The 18,050-nt window shown below is 42.7% G+C and carries 19 protein-coding genes; 7 read left to right on the plus strand and 12 right to left on the minus strand.

What is annotated here, in order from left to right:
- Positions 1-11: 11 nt before the first annotated feature.
- Both argS and NST18_RS14450 read right to left on the minus strand, forming a co-directional pair.
- Positions 12-1,682: an arginine--tRNA ligase gene (argS, locus tag NST18_RS14445; protein ID WP_004893107.1), complete on the minus strand. Its 1,671-nt coding sequence runs from the start codon at positions 1,680-1,682 to the stop codon at positions 12-14.
- The gene (locus tag NST18_RS14450; RefSeq protein WP_413432201.1) at positions 1,679-2,107 is read right to left on the minus strand and encodes a DUF1934 domain-containing protein; all 429 of its coding nucleotides are present in this window, start codon (positions 2,105-2,107) and stop codon (positions 1,679-1,681) included. Before NST18_RS14450 ends, argS begins: the two co-directional genes overlap by 4 nt.
- Before the next feature lie 469 nt (positions 2,108-2,576).
- Here NST18_RS14450 and NST18_RS14455 point away from each other — a divergent pair, with 469 nt between their 5' ends.
- The 3 genes from NST18_RS14455 (at position 2,577) to NST18_RS14465 (ending at position 5,021) form a co-directional block, all read left to right on the plus strand.
- A complete protein-coding gene (locus NST18_RS14455) occupies positions 2,577-2,978 on the plus strand; it encodes a hypothetical protein (RefSeq protein ID WP_004893110.1) in 402 nt (133 codons plus the stop codon).
- A 111-nt stretch (positions 2,979-3,089) separates the two neighbouring features.
- Positions 3,090-4,271, plus strand: coding sequence for an IS701 family transposase (locus tag NST18_RS14460; protein WP_340721596.1), 1,182 nt, complete (start codon positions 3,090-3,092; stop codon positions 4,269-4,271).
- A gap of 234 nt (positions 4,272-4,505) precedes the next feature.
- On the plus strand, positions 4,506-5,021 hold the full coding sequence (locus tag NST18_RS14465) for a VanZ family protein (protein ID WP_230456263.1): 516 nt from the start codon (positions 4,506-4,508) through the stop codon (positions 5,019-5,021).
- A 187-nt stretch (positions 5,022-5,208) separates the two neighbouring features.
- On the opposite strand, the gene speB is transcribed toward NST18_RS14465, so the two are convergent.
- Positions 5,209-6,081 carry an agmatinase gene (gene speB, locus NST18_RS14470; protein ID WP_035049330.1) on the minus strand — a complete coding sequence of 291 codons (873 nt, stop codon included), beginning with the start codon at positions 6,079-6,081 and terminating at the stop codon, positions 5,209-5,211.
- 12 nt (positions 6,082-6,093) lie between these two features.
- Positions 6,094-6,921: a polyamine aminopropyltransferase gene (gene speE, locus NST18_RS14475; protein WP_004893116.1), complete on the minus strand. Its 828-nt coding sequence runs from the start codon at positions 6,919-6,921 to the stop codon at positions 6,094-6,096.
- A 176-nt stretch (positions 6,922-7,097) separates the two neighbouring features.
- On the opposite strand from speE, the gene NST18_RS14480 reads away from it, so the two are divergent.
- On the plus strand, positions 7,098-9,143 hold the full coding sequence (locus tag NST18_RS14480; RefSeq protein WP_004893118.1) for a transglycosylase domain-containing protein: 2,046 nt from the start codon (positions 7,098-7,100) through the stop codon (positions 9,141-9,143).
- Between the two features lie 138 nt (positions 9,144-9,281).
- On the opposite strand, the gene NST18_RS14485 is transcribed toward NST18_RS14480, so the two are convergent.
- Both NST18_RS14485 and NST18_RS14490 read right to left on the minus strand, forming a co-directional pair.
- Positions 9,282-9,788 carry a YwhD family protein gene (locus tag NST18_RS14485; protein ID WP_004893119.1) on the minus strand — a complete coding sequence of 169 codons (507 nt, stop codon included), beginning with the start codon at positions 9,786-9,788 and terminating at the stop codon, positions 9,282-9,284.
- A gap of 17 nt (positions 9,789-9,805) precedes the next feature.
- The gene (locus tag NST18_RS14490; RefSeq protein ID WP_004893121.1) at positions 9,806-10,474 is read right to left on the minus strand and encodes a site-2 protease family protein; all 669 of its coding nucleotides are present in this window, start codon (positions 10,472-10,474) and stop codon (positions 9,806-9,808) included.
- Between the two features lie 131 nt (positions 10,475-10,605).
- Between NST18_RS14490 and NST18_RS14495 the strand changes: the two genes are divergently transcribed.
- The gene (locus NST18_RS14495; RefSeq protein ID WP_003397075.1) at positions 10,606-10,794 is read left to right on the plus strand and encodes a 2-hydroxymuconate tautomerase; all 189 of its coding nucleotides are present in this window, start codon (positions 10,606-10,608) and stop codon (positions 10,792-10,794) included.
- A 10-nt stretch (positions 10,795-10,804) separates the two neighbouring features.
- Here NST18_RS14495 and NST18_RS14500 read toward each other — a convergent pair whose 3' ends face one another.
- The 4 genes from NST18_RS14500 to NST18_RS14515 form a co-directional block, all read right to left on the minus strand.
- Positions 10,805-11,317, minus strand: a complete 513-nt coding sequence (locus tag NST18_RS14500; protein ID WP_004893122.1) for a YwgA family protein — start codon at positions 11,315-11,317, stop codon at positions 10,805-10,807.
- Between the two features lie 12 nt (positions 11,318-11,329).
- A complete protein-coding gene (locus tag NST18_RS14505) occupies positions 11,330-12,652 on the minus strand; it encodes an HD domain-containing protein (RefSeq protein ID WP_035019026.1) in 1,323 nt (440 codons plus the stop codon).
- 124 nt (positions 12,653-12,776) lie between these two features.
- Positions 12,777-13,001 (minus strand): DUF1450 domain-containing protein, encoded by a 225-nt coding sequence (locus tag NST18_RS14510; RefSeq protein ID WP_003397078.1) that lies wholly within the window; start codon positions 12,999-13,001, stop codon positions 12,777-12,779.
- Positions 13,002-13,206: 205 nt separating this feature from the next.
- Positions 13,207-14,556: an ISLre2 family transposase gene (locus NST18_RS14515; RefSeq protein WP_088223306.1), complete on the minus strand. Its 1,350-nt coding sequence runs from the start codon at positions 14,554-14,556 to the stop codon at positions 13,207-13,209.
- Between the two features lie 240 nt (positions 14,557-14,796).
- Here NST18_RS14515 and NST18_RS14520 point away from each other — a divergent pair, with 240 nt between their 5' ends.
- The gene (locus tag NST18_RS14520; RefSeq protein ID WP_004893124.1) at positions 14,797-15,468 is read left to right on the plus strand and encodes an RsfA family transcriptional regulator; all 672 of its coding nucleotides are present in this window, start codon (positions 14,797-14,799) and stop codon (positions 15,466-15,468) included.
- Positions 15,469-15,494: 26 nt separating this feature from the next.
- Here the strand turns inward: NST18_RS14520 and NST18_RS14525 are convergent, their stop codons facing one another.
- Together NST18_RS14525 and pta are read right to left on the minus strand one after the other, a co-directional pair.
- Positions 15,495-16,319, minus strand: a complete 825-nt coding sequence (locus NST18_RS14525) for a lipoate--protein ligase family protein (RefSeq protein WP_004893125.1) — start codon at positions 16,317-16,319, stop codon at positions 15,495-15,497.
- A complete protein-coding gene (pta, locus tag NST18_RS14530) occupies positions 16,319-17,302 on the minus strand; it encodes a phosphate acetyltransferase (RefSeq protein WP_004893126.1) in 984 nt (327 codons plus the stop codon). The genes NST18_RS14525 and pta overlap by 1 nt, the downstream gene beginning before the upstream one ends.
- A gap of 177 nt (positions 17,303-17,479) precedes the next feature.
- Here pta and NST18_RS14535 point away from each other — a divergent pair, with 177 nt between their 5' ends.
- A complete protein-coding gene (locus tag NST18_RS14535) occupies positions 17,480-18,043 on the plus strand; it encodes a YqaA family protein (protein WP_064213862.1) in 564 nt (187 codons plus the stop codon).
- The last annotated feature ends 7 nt before the right edge of the window (positions 18,044-18,050 follow it).

Below are 18,050 nucleotides of genomic sequence, written 5' to 3' on the forward strand. Positions count from 1 at the left end.
CCTCTTTTGCATTACATTTTTTCCGGTGCATGTACACCAACAAGCGCTAACGCATTTTTCAATGTAATTTGTACAGCTTTCATAAGCGCTAGGCGAGCGCGGCTTTTTTCAACATTCGTTGCATCAAGCACTTTTTCCGCATTGTAAAAGCTATGCAGCGCGGAAGCGAGCTCGAAAATGTAGTTCGTCATGCGATGTGGTGAACGTTTCACCGCCGCCTCCGCAACCGCGGACGGAAACTCTCCTACCTTTTTCAACAAGTCAATTTCTTTTTCTGCCAATTCATACGTGAACGATAAGTCGCCGTCATATGATAACCCTTGCTCTTCTCCTTGGCGAAGCATGCTGCATACGCGCGCATGAGCATATTGCGCATAGTACACAGGGTTTTCATTCGATTGCGACACCGCTAAGTCCATATCAAAATCTAAATGCGTATCCGACGAGCGCATCGCAAAGAAATAGCGCGTGGCGTCTAGTCCGACTTCCTCCATTAAGTCGCGCAACGTAACCGCCTTTCCTGTCCGCTTACTCATGCGCACTTTTTCACCGTTTTGATACAAGCTGACAAGCTGAATAATTTCAACTTCTAATACATCAGGGTCGTATCCGAGCGCAGCGATCGCCGCCTTCATGCGCGGAATGTAACCGTGATGATCGGCTCCCCAAATGTTAATAATTTTTTCAAATCCGCGCTCAAGTTTATCTTGATGGTATGCAATGTCCGGCAATAAATATGTGTACGTGCCATCTTGTTTGATGAGCACGCGGTCTTTGTCGTCACCGAATGTCGTCGAACGGAACCATGTCGCGCCGTCTTGTTCGTAAATATGTCCTTTTTCGCGCAATGTCTCAAGCGCCTTCTCGATTTTTCCATTATGGTAAAGAGACGTTTCCGAATACCATACGTCAAACGTGACGCGGAAGTCCGCTAAATCTTTTTTAATTTTATCCATTTCAAAAGCTAATCCGTACTCGCGAAACTGTTGAAGTCGCTCTTGTTCATCTAGCGCGACAAACTTGTCACCATGTTCTTCTGCTAATTTTTTCCCTAGTTCAATAATATCTTCACCGAAGTAGCCGTCTTCTGGCATATCTTTATCAATGCCAAGCGCTTGAAAATAACGCGCTTCGACCGACTTGGCTAAGTTAGCAATTTGGTTGCCGGCATCGTTAATGTAATATTCTCGCGTGACGTCAAAACCTGCTTTTTTCAAAATGTTGCATAACGAATCACCAACCGCTGCTCCACGTGCGTGACCTAAATGCAAACTACCTGTCGGGTTTGCGGAGACGAACTCAACTTGCACTTTTTGACCGTTGCCGACGTTTGTTTCGCCGTATGCGTCCCCTGCTTGTAAAATGGTTGGCACGAGTTCTGTTAAATAGCGATTGTCCATGTAAAAATTAATAAACCCTGGTCCAGCAATGTCTACTTTTTCAACGAATACCGCTTCACCATGAAAGTGGCGGACAATGTCTTCCGCAATCATACGTGGTGCCTTTTTTGCAACGCGCGCGAGTTGCATCGCGACGTTTGTTGAATAGTCGCCGTGCGCTTTATCTTTCGGCGTCTCTAAAATGACGTTCGTCACGTCTTCTTCCGTCGCGACTCCTGAGCGAATGACTGCTTCTTTTATTTCTTCCTTCAATTTTTGTTTCATTTGTTCAACAATGTTCATTTTTTTGCCTCCTTAAACGACATCGTCACAGCATGACGGCCGACATGTTTACCAGATAAGTGAAGTATGTAAGAAAAAAACAGCTTCCCTTTTTTCGCTTTCTCGTTGTACTGATACAATACTTGTTCTGTTTTTGTTTTCATTTCCCAGCGCGCCATCGGGCTTTCGTACGTACCGATCGTTTCCGACTGCTTGCGAAACGTATGGCGCATCGAGATCGCACCGGAACGGAGAACGACGACTTCATCATTGGCAATTTTCACGACGTTTTTGATCGTCTCCCCTTCATACATCTCTTCAAACGTTACATACGTTGCGTCTCCTTTTAAGTAGTATAAACCATTTGCCTCAATGACAACAATTTCTTTTCGTGCCCCGTCCCGAATTTCTGTTACGTGCTTGAGCTGTATAGGCGTTCCGTTCACCTTCCCCACATCCTTGCTGTTGTTATGACTGTAGATAAGTATAGAAAAAGAGGCGCATACATGCAATAGCTCGCCAATGATCCAAAGTTCGTTGCGCATTTTCTCTTTCCCAAACGTTTTATCTGTACTTTTCTATGTGCAAAACTGACAAGTTTCACTTTATTTTGTTTCATCACCACAACATACACTTGAAAAGAGAGGGATTTTTTGAGCCTTCGTGTCCAAAAATATTTTTACTTATTTTTCCTTATAAGTATAGGGAAGAGGTGTCCTGAAATAGTCAAGTACAACTTTCGGTAAAGAGCCTTTATTTTTACCAAATGTAAGAAAATGACAATTGCCCATTTTCGATAAAACATATACAAATATTTAAAATGAAAAAATTGTGGAATATACGGATATACATGTATAGAAAAAAAGTTTATAATAATGAAGCAGGAAAATGAAAGAAATTTTAGGAGGGCGAATGATGAAACCAAGAATTTTTACAATATCTATGATGTTACTCATATCGATTGTGATGCTAACTCCCATCATTGTATCGGCAATATCCTCTTCGTACTCTTATAATGCTGTTTATATAGTTGATGGAAAGGCTAACGGAATATATCACACTTTAAACAAAGGAACAGCTACAATAGATGGTCACGCTTTTTACAACGGCAGCAAAGAAAACTGGGCTGATGGCATCACCCCGCCAGGAGAAACAGTAACTTATTGTCTTTACAGAGAAAAAACAGGGTTTGATACTAGCTACGGGTGTGTGAATCATTATGTATCAAAAAACAATGATAAAAGTAATGTGTCAAAAATAAAAGAATCTTTTCCATCAAAATTAGATTCTGATTCTTCAAAATACTATTTACTGTAGATGAGCAAATTCGCTAACATAAATTTACAACCAAACAAAAAAGGAGACATGAACCCGATTCCTTGGTTAAAATAGATGTGCCACAACTATCCACAAGGAGGTTCATGTCTCATGAATAGATTAGCACATCATCAAGGAATCCACAAGTTTTTCATAACGTTAGGGTTGGCGCTTTATTTCTCGAAACCTGTGATGAAGCATCTCGTTCATATCGTGGATGCGATGATTACAAAGGGCTTTTCGGGAACACTGACCGATCTACATCACGGGAGTTTTCATCCGAACCATCGCACGACACTGAGCCATTTTTTCACGAAAAGCCCATGGGAGGAAGAGACGCTGCTTCGCAAACTCCAGCAGTGGGTGCTTCATCGTGTCGAACGCAGCTCGAAACGAGAGAATCAACCCATTTTTGTTTCGATCGATGATACGATTTGCCAAAAAACGAAGCCCTCGTCACGGGCAACACACGCCATTCAAGGGTGTGATTGGCACTATTGTCACGCAGAGAAAAAGTCGATCTGGGGACATTCTCTCGTTTGGCTCATGGTTCATACGATGACCCAAGCGTTTCCTTTTGCCTTTCGCCTCTACGACAAGACGGTGGGGAAAAGCAAAGGGGAACTCGCGATCGAGATGCTTTCTTCGTTGGATGTGAGTCGACCCGTTTATGTGCTCATGGACTCTTGGTATCCATCGAAAACCCTCGTGGGAGCCTGCTTAAAAAAAGGGTTCCACGTCATCGCGATGCTGAAGACGAATCGGATTCTCTATCCAAAAGGGACGGCCATTCAAGCAAAAGAATTTGCCAAATCTATGGAGCCACGGGATACCCGCCTCGTCACGGTGGGAAAAGAGCGTTATCGGGTGTATCGCTACGAAGGCGCTCTGAACGGTCTCAAGGATGCCGTGGTGCTGCTCGCATGGAAAGCCGATCAGCCGATGACGCCGAAACATCTTCATTGCGTCTTGAGCACCGATCGCGAGCTAAGCGATGAAGAGATCTTGCGCTACTATGCTGCACGTTGGTCGATCGAATGTTTTTTCCGTCAAGCGAAAGACCAGCTGAAACTCGATGGATACCGCGTTCGCGGGCGTCGGGCGGTGAAACGGTATTGGATCTTGGTGCAACTTGCGTATATGTACAGCATGTTCGAGTCGAACAGTGATTTTTCGGATGGGCTCGATCTCCTGCGCAAGAGAAAAGGACATAGCCTCGTGGAGTTCATTTACCGTGCAGCGAAACAAAATATTCCCATTGATACCGTGAAAAAACAGCTCCACGTGGCATAAGGGGTACCCTGTTTGTCTCTTTTTAAATGGTAATTATTGTAACGAAAATTGCTCAACTACAGTATTTAGTTATAGTAAAAAGCAATAATGGGTGGAAAATAGTCGGTAGCGGCAAATTATCTACACCATAGAAACTCTCTAAACCTTTTATTAAAACCATTTCTTTTAAGGTGGTATTTTATGAGAATATATTTCGAAGGACCGCTTTTTGTTATTTTTTTTGCCATGGGTGTTATGTTTATATGGATAAAGTTCAGAAAAGAACGTATACGATTCTTTTTTTTATCATCTTTCTTTCTTTATATATGTTTATTAATTAAATATACACAATTCCCTATCACCTTGTTTCTTGGCAATTCCTTTAAGCAAAACATAGATGAAATAATAAATGTGGTACCTTTTATTAACCTACATCGCTCACCTATCAATTATATACTGAATATTTTTATGACCGTTCCTTTTGGGATCATATTTCCTTTTATAAAAAAAGTAAACTCCAAAGAAAAGATCCTTTGGAGTTTACTTGTTCCTCTTGTCATTGAAGGGTTACAGCTAATTCAATTTATTCTAACATCATATTCCGAACGAATTGTAGATATTAATGACATTTTAATGAATACATTCGGTATTTGGATCGGTTACTATTTATATCGTGTACTTGTTTTGTTTGTAGAAAATTACTCTAAGATTAATAAAGACATAAAAAGGAGTTCACTCGTCAACTTTATTATTCATCATAATAAACGATAAACAAAACTACCTAAAGATAAAAAAGTATTGCCCTTGTTTCCTACAGTGAATATGTTACAACCAAAAAAGAGGACAAAACACACGACACTGGTGGGAATTGGAGCTAGACAGTGAGCCTCCTTATCGTAAAATTTTATACTTTCCTTCCCCATTGAAAAATCCCTGTCTCACCGACAGGGATTGATCTTTATTTCACCCAACCGAGAAGCATTTCGCGCACGAGTTTGCTTGCTGTGTTGGCTGTTTGTTCAGAGTGATCATATACAGGCGCAACTTCAACTAAATCTGCTCCGACAACGCGCACATCTGAACGAGCGATGGCGTGAATGGCAGCTAATAGCTCTTTTGACGTAATGCCTCCTGCATCAACAGTTCCTGTTCCCGGCGCATGCGCTGGATCTAATACGTCAATGTCGATTGTCACATATACCGGGCGGCCTGCAAGCGTCGGAAGCACTTCTTTTAACGGCTCAAGTACGTCAAATTTCGCAATATACATCCCGTTTTCTTTTGCCCACTCAAATTCTTCTTTCATTCCAGAACGGATACCGAAAGAATATACATTTTTCGGTCCGATGAGCTCAGCAATTTTACGAATTGGCGTCGAGTGCGACAACGGTTCACCCTCGTAATGTTCGCGTAAATCTGTGTGCGCATCCATATGAATAATTGCTAAGTCTGGATATTTCTTATATACCGCTTTCATAACTGGCCAAGACACTAAATGCTCGCCACCAAGACCGAGCGGAAACTTTCCAGCTTCCAATATACGATCGACAAACTGTTCAATCATGTCTAAACTGCGCTGAGCGTTACCGAACGGTAAAGGAATATCACCCGCATCAAAATATTTCACTTCATCAAGCTCGCGGTCTAAATATGGACTATATTCTTCAAGCCCGATCGACACTTCGCGAATGCGCGCTGGACCGAAGCGAGAACCTGGGCGATAGCTCACTGTCCAGTCCATTGGCATTCCATAAATAACCGCCTGGCTTTCTTCAAAATTTGGGTGGCTCTTAATAAATACGTTGCCAGAATACGCTTCATCGAATCGCATCGTTTTCTCTCCTTACTTCACTAAGTCTTCAACAAATTTCGGCAATACGAAGCATGCTTTATGAAGCTGTTTTGTGTAATATTTCGTTTCGATGTCATGGAAACGGTCATCGCTTACTTCAAGCGGATCATACTTTTTCGAACCGAGGGTGAACGTCCACATACCGCTTGGGTACGTCGGAATGTTTGCGATATATAAACGCGTAATCGGGAAAATTTCGCGCACATCACGTTGAACGGTGCGAATTAAGTCCGCTTTAAACCATGGATTGTCTGTTTGCGCGACAAAAATGCCGTCTTCTTTTAACGCTTTCGCAATGCCTGCATAAAACCCTTTTGTAAATAAATTCACCGCTGGGCCAACAGGTTCTGTCGAGTCAACCATAATGACGTCATATTTATTTTCACTTTGCGCAATATGCATAAAGCCGTCATCTACTTTCACTTCAACGCGTGGGTCGTCCAATTGACCGGCGATTTCTGGCAAATATTTTTTCGAATACTCGATCACTTTGCCGTCAATTTCAACAAGCGTCGCTTTTTTCACGCTCGGATGCTTTAACACTTCACGAATGACACCGCCGTCTCCGCCACCAACAACAAGAACGTTTTCTGGATTTGGATGCGTAAATAACGGAACGTGCGCCACCATTTCATGATAGACGAACTCATCTTTTTGCGTTGTCATCACCATGCCGTCTAAAATAAGCATGTTCCCGAATTCTTCTGTTTCGACCATATCGAGCTTTTGGAATTCCGTTTGTTCTGTATGTAAAGTGCGTTTAATTCGTGCTGTAATCCCAAAGTTGTCCGTCTGTTTTTCAGTAAACCAAAGTTCCATATTGAACACCCTTTCGTCAATAATGCACCGCTTATCATGCCCAAAAAATAAAATGCTAAACATGAAAAAGTATAGAGCAATCTAGCAAAATTTCAAGTAAAAATTGCTAGAAAACGTTTAAAAAAATAAAAATGTTTTTATACTAAATTGTAAACGTAAAAAATGAGGTGATGGCTATGGAGACGATTGCCATCGAACGATGGAAACGAACGTTTAAATATATGCGACTCTTTCTTTTGTTCGCTTTTGTTGCTAGCTTGTTATGCACACTCACGATCGCCGGACTTATTATATTTGCGAAATGGAAAGGCCCTCCCCCTTTAGCCGTTCCGCAATCCACAATTTTTTATGCAGAAGACGGAACGAAAATTGGTGAAAATCATTACGGAGGAAAAAGATATTGGATAAAACTATCCGATATGTCTCAACACGCCATTGATGCAACGATCGCGGTAGAGGACCGAAAATTTTTCGACCATTACGGGTTCGATGTTAAACGAATTGCTGGAGCAATCATCGCAGATATTAAAGCAATGGCGAAAGTGCAAGGAGCAAGCACCATTACACAACAATATGCACGCAACTTATTTTTAAGCTATGAGAAAACATGGTGGCGAAAAATACAAGAAGCACTGTATACGATTCAACTGGAAGCAAACTACGAAAAAAACGACATTTTAGAAGGATATTTAAACACCATTTATTACGGACATGGTGTATACGGCATTGAGGCAGCCGCCAACTTTTATTTCGGAAAATCGGCCCGCGATTTAACCGTAGCGGAAGCAGCGATGCTCGCAGGCATTCCGAAAGGCCCGAGCTACTATTCACCGCTTGTCGATATGGAACGAGCAAAAAAACGGCAACGCATTGTCTTACATTCGATGGTCGAGGCAAAATTTTTATCCGAGAAAGAAGCCGAAAAAGCAGCAAATGAACCGCTTCATTTTTCAAACGGCGAGCATATGAAAACAAAAACGATCGCCCCGTATTTTCAAGATGCGGTCAAACAAATGTTAAAAACAAAACTCGGATTTGATGAAGAAACGATTGAAATGGGCGGATTGCGTGTGTATACAACGCTCGATATCGACATGCAAGCAATCGCAGAAGCAAAAATAAAAGAAACGATTCATTCGCAGTCTAACATTCAAGTGGCGCTTGTTGCGATGGAGCCAAAGACAGGAGAAGTCAAAGCGCTTGTCGGAGGACGCGACTATGAAAAAAGCCCGTTCAATCGCGTGACACAAGCGGAACGTCAACCTGGCTCTACATTCAAGCCGTTTTTATATTATGTCGCGCTACAACATGGGTTTACCCCATCAACGTTGTTACGTAGCGAACCAACGACGTTTACACTTGAAGACGGTTCGACATATGCACCGCGCAACTTTAACAACTATTACGCAAACGATACGATTACACTCGCCCAAGCGATTGCCTTATCTGACAACGTCTATGCCGTAAAAACGCATTTGTTGCTTGGACAGGACAAGCTTGTGGCAATTGCGAAACAACTCGGCATTACAAGTAAACTGAAACAAGTGCCGTCGCTTGCTCTCGGGACGTCGCCCGTTAAAGTCATTGATATGGCGCGCGCCTACAGCATCATCGCCAACGGAGGAAAAAAGGTCGAACCTGTATTTATTAAAAAAGTGACAAACTTCGAAGGAAAAGTGCTATACGAACAACAATCAAACGATGAACAAATACTTGATCCAGCGCTCGCTTTCGTCACGACACATTTAATGACAGGCATGTTTGATCCAACGCTTAACGATTATGCGTCTGTGACGGGACAATCGATTATTTCGCGCATGACCCGTCCGTATGCTGGAAAATCAGGGACGACGAAAACAGATAGTTGGATGATCGGTTTCACGCCGCAACTTGTCACAGCCGTCTGGACGGGATATGACCGAGATGAAACGATTGATCGCACAGACGAAAAACAATACGCCAAACATATTTGGGTCAATTTTATGGAAGATAGTTTACGCGGAAGAAAAGTCGCGACATTCGAACCGCCAGAAGGCGTCATTGGCGTATATGTCGATCCTCATAGCGGGGAACTTGCGACAACCGCTTGTCCGACAAAACGATTAAGCTACTATGTCGTCGGTACAGAACCGACAGACTACTGCAAAGACCATCCAACGGAAAAGAAAAAGAAGAAAAAGGAAAAAGATTCATGGTTTAAGCGACTGTTCGACTGGTTTTAAACATAAACGCCCAAGCGCGTGTGCTTGGGCGTTTATGCGTCCTAGTTTTATCATGTGTTACATTTGTACTTTTAGTTTACTCCTTTTCCCACTCAACGACAAGTATACATAGGTTTCCGTTCACAAAACCGTCACATTTTATCCATGATTTTGAAGCTGACGTTTTAACTCCTCGCTTGAGCGTTCCCACATGTCGCGGTTATGTTGTTGTAAAAACGAAGCTAACACCTCTTTTGACCGCGCATCCATATGATCGACAATAATATGACGCTTTAACGATTTGTCCATGCGGTTCACATGTTCGGGAAGCGATTTATATCCGCGACGCGCCTCGCGATCGACCGTCATTTCGCATGCCGTCACCCCGGCATAATACGCCCCTTCTTCCGCCTGATCAATCGTTACCCAGACGAGCCAATAAGGCTTGCCGTTTGGCACTTCATCACGATTTGGTGTGAACTTAATGCCTTTCTCTACGACGCTGCGCGCATGCATCGCTCCCATATCAATAAACGCTTCGCCTGCTTCAACATCGATAATGACAGGAGAAACGTTCGCCAAACTAAGCACCCCTGTACCAAACGTTCCGTGCACTTTCGGCTCTTTTTTAATAATGTTAAACATTGGCTTTTTTTTCTCTTCCACGATCGTTCATCCTTTCATCATAAAATGAGCGTTGAAAATATGTCTTGTAGCCATTGAGCAACCGTTGGAATGGCTACGTGGAAAATTGGTCGAATCGTATATTGATCTAGTGGCGTGAAAATGAGAATTAAAAAAATGAGCGCTCCATAATTTTCAAATTGTGTCATTTTGGCACGTATATGCATCGGCGCTAAATCTTCGATGATGCGATACCCGTCAAGCGGAGGAAACGGCAATAAGTTAAAAACGAACAGTAAAATATTCAATCCGATATAAATTTCAAAAAACTGATACAACCCGTCTCGAAACCATATTGGAATAAAGTCAAATATGCCGATGCGAATCATTCCATACCATAAAGCAAAACCGATAGCCGCAAGCAACAAATTGCTGAGCGGGCCAGCGACAGAAACGAGAATACCCGCCACACGTGGATGACGGAAATAGCCACGATTGACCGGCACCGGACGCGCCCAACCAAATCCGGCAATGAAAATAAGCAACGTTCCGAGAATGTCTAAATGGGCGAGCGGCGACAGCGTCAGCCTCCCTTGCTCCTTTGCCGTCGGATCGCCAAATTTATACGCCACGTAGGCATGGGCAAATTCATGGACTGAAAATGCAATCGCAAGCGCCAAAACAACATACGGTATTTCTCGAAGCGGATATGCTAAAAATTGGTCCACGTTTCTTCTCCTTTTCAAACTTTTTTCATTTTTTGATTATTATACACGAAAAACAAGGGAAAGCACTACTGATAACGGTCGATGAGTGGTATAATAACGATTGTCGAATGAAGAGGAAAGGGGCGGTGGAGATGCCATATGTAACAGTAAAAATGCTTGAAGGACGCACAGAAGAACAGAAACGAGCGCTCGTTGAGAAAGTAACAGAAGCCGTTGCGGAAACGACAGGTGCACCGAAAGAAAAAATTGTCGTCTTTATTGAAGAAATGTCGAAAAATCATTATGCGATTGGCGGAAAGCGATTAAGCGACGAAAGCTGACCTGTGGGGGTCAGCTTTTTATGTACGCTTGTGCACGCAACTGCTCGATGTAACGATACGCTTCTTCCACTTCTTCTTCCGTATATCGCTGCTTGCTTTTTAATGTAAATACTTTTTCTTTCACTTCATCTTTACTTAAATCTTCAAAATATAAAATCGTCGAAACTAGCTCTAAAAATCTTGCACTTTGTTCATTTAAACTGCGTAAACAAACGTCTAAATCAGGCATGTCCAAATGATAGTGCGTCAAAAACTGCTCGCCCGCTTCCGTCAACACGTAACGATATTGATAGTAACCGCCTTTTTTTTCTTTCATTTCTTGCACAAAGCCAACGTTACATAACTCTTCCATACGCAACGTCAATTCTTCCGAATACGGACCGTAAAAATGAAAATCGAACTTTTCATAAAAAGGAAACTTCATCTTTTTCGCAATGTAAATCATTTTTTGTAGTTTTTTTCGACCGACAATTTCCCCTACTGCTGCTAACGCTTTCAACATTTTCGCATGCTCGAAAAGCAACGCCCTCATCTCCTATTCATATAAAAGTTGTTTAATTTTTTTCTTCACGTTTCGTTTCGTCGATAAATCATCGAGAAAATCTTGCGGAAAATATAATTTATGATCGGTGCGACGCTTCCCGGAAATCGCATCAACAATCGTTGATTCCCGCGATAATTCACGCAACTCCCCATTCGGCATTAACAAATAAATCGGAAGCCTCTCCTCTTCTTCTCCCGGGCGGTAAAAATCGTAAGGAAGATCCGATGAAGAATCAACGACTAAATAATAATCCGGGTCAATGCCTGCTTTTTTAAACAACGTCGTCAATTCCACTAGCTTTTTCATTTCCTCATTCGTCGGTTGAAATTCGACGTATTTAAATAAATGACGATGCATAAATCGACAGCATAAATCGCTTAAAATCGCATCTCGTTCATCTTGCCATTGTTGAAAATAATATAATGTCACCGCTTCATCCAGTTTCAAGTAGTCTTCTAGTTGCATATTTCCATGAAAAAGAGATTGGAAATGAACAGGAGGTGTTTGAAATGTATAACCAGCTAAATATAAATGTTTCGCACGGTGCAAAATTTTCGTCAAAATGACTTCGGCGCTACGCGTGACGGGATGGAAATATACTTGCCAATACATTTGATATCGGCTCATAATGTAGTCTTCTACCGCATGCATGCCGCTTCGTTTAATGACGACTTGTTCTTCACGTGGGCGCATGACACGCAAAATACGTTCCATATCAAAATGCCCGTAGCTGACGCCTGTATAGTATGCATCGCGCAATAAATAGTCCATACGATCGGCGTCAATTTGGCTTGAAATGAGACTAACGACAAGCTTATTTTCATACGTCTTCGCAATCACTTCCGCCACTTTTTTCGGAAAATCAAACGATACACGACGAAGCACCGCGTTTACTTCCGTATCGCCTAAAATAATCGCGCGCGTAAATTGTTCATGATCAAGATGAAACACTTTTTCAAACGAATGTGAAAACGGTCCATGTCCTAAATCGTGCAAAAGCGCAGCGCATAAACAAAGCAAGCGCTCGTTTTCATCCCAATCCGGTCGACCGGCGAACACATCGTCAACGATGCGACGGACAATTTCATAAACGCCAAGCGAATGATTAAAGCGACTATGCTCCGCGCCATGAAACGTCAAATACGTCGTACCGAGCTGTTTAATGCGGCGCAGCCGTTGAAATTCTTTTGTACCAATTAAATCCCAAATGACTTTATCTCGCACATGCACATACCGATGCACCGGATCTTTAAACACTTTCTCTTCGCTTAACTTTTCGTTGGGATACAATCTCTCTCCCTCTCTTCCGTCCATAACATAGCTTTATTATAGAGCGTTCTATGAAAAAAACAAAGACTTCCTTCAATGACATATACCAAAATCAAACAAAAAAGGCATTCCTCTCGCATAGAATGCCCCTTGATCGGTAACCGCCACCTTATTTTTTCAACTTCGCAGCAATTTTTTCAATTAATTCATCTTCCGTCATCGCTGATACAGGACGATTGTTGACGAACGCAAACACTTTTTTTCGACCTGGACCGCAATATGATTGGCAGCCAATTTCAATCGTGGCGTTCGGATCCAACTTTTTTAACCTTGGCAACAACGTTTTTAAATTCGTTGCTTGGCAATCGTCACAGACGCGAAATTCATTTTGCATACCGTCCTCACTCCTTTTCGCTAACGAGTATTCTAACGCTTATATACAAACAATGCAAGCTGCATCTATTTCCTGTTTGAGTCAAGACTTTGTGGGAGATTTTTTTCTCGACCGATTTTTTTGGTTATATATGGTTTTATAAAATCGTTATATGTAAGCGCTTTTACTTACTCTCATCCTGTAGGTATGTGCGTTTTCTCTCGTTTTAAAAACCTTTCAATGCTTGCAATGCCTCGTAAATCGGTGTCCCTGAAGATTGGCGAAGGTATGGGATGTTATCTCGTACCACTTCTGTCATTTGCGTTTGCACGCGCTTCAGTGCCTTTTTCACGATCGTTTCTCGTTTCGTTTCTTCTCGTTCTTCCACGCCATACATCACTCCATCGCGTGTCCGAATGAGTAACGTATCTTTTATCGCGACGATCGCTCGCAACATCGCTTCAATCCCTGCATCCCTCCAACTTCGACCGTTTTTACTTCGTTTCGCAAACACATGCATCGTTCCTTCCGCACTCCCCATCGCCCTCATGTTTGTCGTGTCAATCCCTTTTTCCTTCAACCATACGCGATAGTCACGCAAACATCCTGGCATCTCCTCGATTCGACGAACAAGCGCCTCGAGTTGCTTTTCCTTCTCCTCATGTTCTAACGTACCGATGGCACTTGTGAGTTCTCGTAACACACCTTCTTCATCCCATGATGCTAACTTCTTTCGAATCACCCGATATCTCGCATGACCTCGGAACAATTGACGAATCTCTCTTGCCACATGGAACCGATCAAGCTGAAAGTACCCCCTGTCCCCGAAATATTCTCGACACGCTGTAATCCATGGGGCTCCATCTCCATTGATGACCACCCAATCCTCAAACGGATCATAGCTGTATTCCTTCATCAGAAAATTCTCTACAGCTTCCCAAATCGGTTCATTCGTTTGATGAACCATATACCGTCGATTCACTAAGGATACGCGTTTCCCGTTTTTCTCCCATCCTTGGTGAATCGTGATGATCTTTTCTTCTTTTCCTTTGATGCGGCTTCGTTGACGTTTCACGTACAACCCGTCTGCTTCGATAAAAAACACGCGCCCTTTTTTCTCCATCGCACGGTGCCCTTCCACCTCTGCCTCGATGATGGACTGGCGAATCGTTTCGTGACTCATACATGCATACCCCACCAGCTTTTCAAGCGACTGCGCAGCCTGTCGATACGAAGAACCCGTCACGGCGAGATGAATCGCTGTCTCCTCTAATAGCGGACTCACTCCATGCGCCCCATCGAACTGGAGAAAGACATCGAGTAAAGACGTATACACCTTTTTTTCACGGTCAAAGTAGTAGTTTCGCTTCACTTCCACCTCTCCAAATAGCGTTTGGAGTCGGATCGTCCGCTTATCTTTGAGCGCATATCGTTTCTTGTCCCGCTGTTCTGCCAATGTGCGGTCGATCTCCTCCAACACCTGTTGAAGGAGATGACCATATTGTTTTTGCATATGTCTAAATAAAGACTGTTCGATCTCTTTTAATGTCAAGCCGTTTGTGATATAATCCTGCATGGGCTCCACTCCTTTCTTTGGTTGTATTTTTTTTCGCACTTACTACCTTACCAGGAGGAGAGCCCGTTTTTCATCTATTTTGCTTACATATCTGACAGGTTCCTTATTATACCAAATCAGGAACCTGTCTTTTTTTCTCCCACAAACATTTTACTCATACCTATTTCCTTTGAAAAATAGTATATCTTTTTCCTTTTTTGGTGATTATAAAAGTAAAAGAATGCGAAAGGGGTTTTCTTCATGACAAAAAAACGACAAGATGCTTGGACTGAAGAAGAAGATTTATTGCTAGCTGAAACGGTGCTTCGCCATGTGCGCGAAGGGAGCACGCAATTAAATGCGTTTGAAGAAGTGGGCGATAAGTTGAATCGTACGTCAGCGGCATGCGGGTTTCGCTGGAATGCAGTCGTCCGCCAACAATATGAAGAATCATTACAAATGGCGAAAAAGTTTCGGAAACAAAGACAACGAGCACTCGGAAATAAGCATGCCTTGCGAAAGCGACCGCTCTATACACCACCTGTTCCTTCACTTGAGGAGTTAGGAATGGAACCGTTACAAGTCGAGATAAATGCATATGAACATGTTGAGACGAATCATTTAACGCTCGATCATGTCATTGCTTTTTTACATTCCTTAAAGCAATCGTACGTCGGGCAAGAAACGGCACTAATCGAAAATAAACAGCTCAAGCTTGAACTTGAACAACTACAACAACAACATAAACAACTAGAACAACAATTTACAAAACTACAAAAAGAAAATGAAGAATTGCGCGAAGATTACGGAACGATGGCTCGCATCATTAATCGGGCAAGACAAATCGAGATTTCAGAAGATGAGTTTAAAGCGCCTATTTTTAAAATGGATCGTAACGGAAATTTAGAGAAACTCGAAAAAATTGCTGAATAAAAAAGCTGTCCGATGCGACAGCTTTTTTATTTCGGCAACATCATCTCATTACGGTCAATCATGCGCTGAAAATACATGTAATATCGCTCCCATTCTTCCGAGGTAAGCGATGATGGCGCAAGCGTACTTCCAAACGATTGAAGCGTTTCATATAGGCGGATGATGAGTGATGAAACGGTCATTTCTTTGCCGAGTAATTCACTAAGCGACGCCATCGTATGCGGAACGATCGTCGGATACGTGAACTTCGTTTGTTTTCCTGCCAGCGAGCGCTCATAAAATTGGCGAATCCACTCCGCTCTTGCGGCGCCGCTTCCACTTACACATATATACGCTTGCACCGCGACACCACCTCGAATGCGCCGCTGTGAAATACCTGCAAACTTTTTTCCATCAATGCTTAAATCAAAGCTTCCCGGACAATACGAACCGACAACTTCCCCTGTTTGCACATACGCTTCTGGCAACATACGCGCAATGAGTGTCGCCATCGCCTCATATCCTCGATCAATATCAATTCCTTTTTTTGTATCAGGAAAAATAAGTGAAACGTTTAAAACCCCTTCATCTAGTACGACCGCCAACCCACCGGAGTTGCGAACGATCGTATGCCACCCTTGTTCATGTAAGTAGGCGAGTCCTCTCTCAATATGCGGTAATTTCGTATCTTGAATACCGAGTACAACGGTATGATGATGCACCCATAAGCGAACAATCGGTTGTGAATGACCGTTACCGACCGATTCGCAAAGCGCATCATCGAATGCAAATGACTGCTTAGCATCAAACAATGAGCCGAGACTCGAATGATCGATAATGCGCCACGTTTGTTGTCGCAACAATTCGCTCATTATTCCATCGCCGCTAGCGCCTGCGCTGCTGTGATAAGCGATAATTTGTACACATCTTCGGCATTACATCCGCGCGATAAGTCGTTTACCGGTTGATTTAATCCTTGTAAAATTGGACCGACCGCTTCAAAGTTGCCGAGACGTTGGGCAATTTTGTAGCCGATATTTCCCGCCTCTAAACTCGGGAAAATAAAAACGTTGGCATCGCCTTGAATGACAGAATCAGGCGCTTTCTTTTTCGCAACTGAAGGTACGAACGCCGCATCAAATTGAAACTCGCCATCGAGCGTTAAATCTGGCGCCATTTCTTTTGCAAGGCGCACCGCTTCAATGACCTTTTCTGTCTCTGGCGATTTGGCTGACCCTTTTGTTGAGAAGCTAAGCATCGCTACACGCGGCTCAATATCAAACATTTTCGCTGTTTGTGCACTCTCTACAGCGATTTCTGCTAAATCTTGGCTATCTGGAGCGATGTTAATGGCACAATCTGCAAACACGTACTTTTCATCGCCACGCACCATGATGAATACGCCAGACGTTTTACGAATGCCCGGTTTCGTCTTAATAATTTGTAGCGCGGGACGTACAGTATCTGCCGTCGAATGCGCGGCGCCGCTAACAAGACCGTGCGCTTTTCCCATATAGACGAGCATTGTGCCAAAATAGTTTTCATCAAGTAAAATGTTGCGAGCATCTTCTTCTGTGACTTTCCCTTTTCGGCGTTCAATGAAAGCCGCCACCATTTCATCCATTCCTTCATATGAGCGCGGATCAACGATTTCTACTTTTTCCAACGTCAAGCCGAGCTCTTTCGCCTTTTGAACGACAGCTTCTTGATCGCCGATGACAATCGGCTGTAATACATTTTCTGTCGCTAGACGTCCGACAGCTGTTAAAATACGTTCATCTAATCCTTCTGGAAACACGATCGTTACATTTTTCCCTGCCACCTTTTGTTTTAAGGCTGCAAATAAATCACTCACGAAATGTTCCTCCTTAGTTTAAAAAAATTCGTCTATCTATTAGAATACTCTTATTGAGACGAAAAGCAATGAATTACGCCGCAAACGAAAATAGTCTTTTTTTTATAATAATTCTGTTTTTTTATTTCAAGTGATATATTTGTTAAAAAACATGCACAATACAAAGGAGCGTTACGTATGTCACAATGGATTCATCACCTTGAACAATGGTTGCTTGAGTTTGGCGTCATTGGTCTCGTCATCGTTTCGTTTACTGAATCTTCTTTTTTCCCGATTCCACCTGATGTGTTATTAATCCCGTTAAGCATCGCTCAGCCGGAAAAGGCGCTATGGTTTTCTTTTTTAACAACGATCGCCTCCGTCTTTGGCGCACTGCTTGGGTGGTACATTGGAAAAAAATTCGGCAGACCGATTTTACGTTATTTTATTTCTGATGAAAAAATGGACAAAGTAGAACAATACTTTCAACAATACGGAGCGATGGCGATTGTCATCGCAGGATTTACCCCAATTCCGTATAAAGTGTTTACGATTTTTTCGGGCATTTCGAACATAAGCATTCGCACGTTGCTTTTTTGGTCGTTCATCGGCCGCGGAGCGCGCTTTTTCGCTGAAGGTCTTATTATTTTCATCTTAGGTGCGCAAGCGAAATCATTTATTGAACAACATTTTACAACAATCACGATCGTCGGCGGAATAGTCATGGTCATCGCTTTCCTCATTCACAAACGATTGAAATAGTGCGGTT

It is taken from the genome of Anoxybacillus sp. FSL W8-0104, assembly GCF_038004465.1.
Classification (GTDB): Bacteria; Bacillota; Bacilli; order Bacillales; family Anoxybacillaceae; genus Anoxybacillus; species Anoxybacillus flavithermus_G.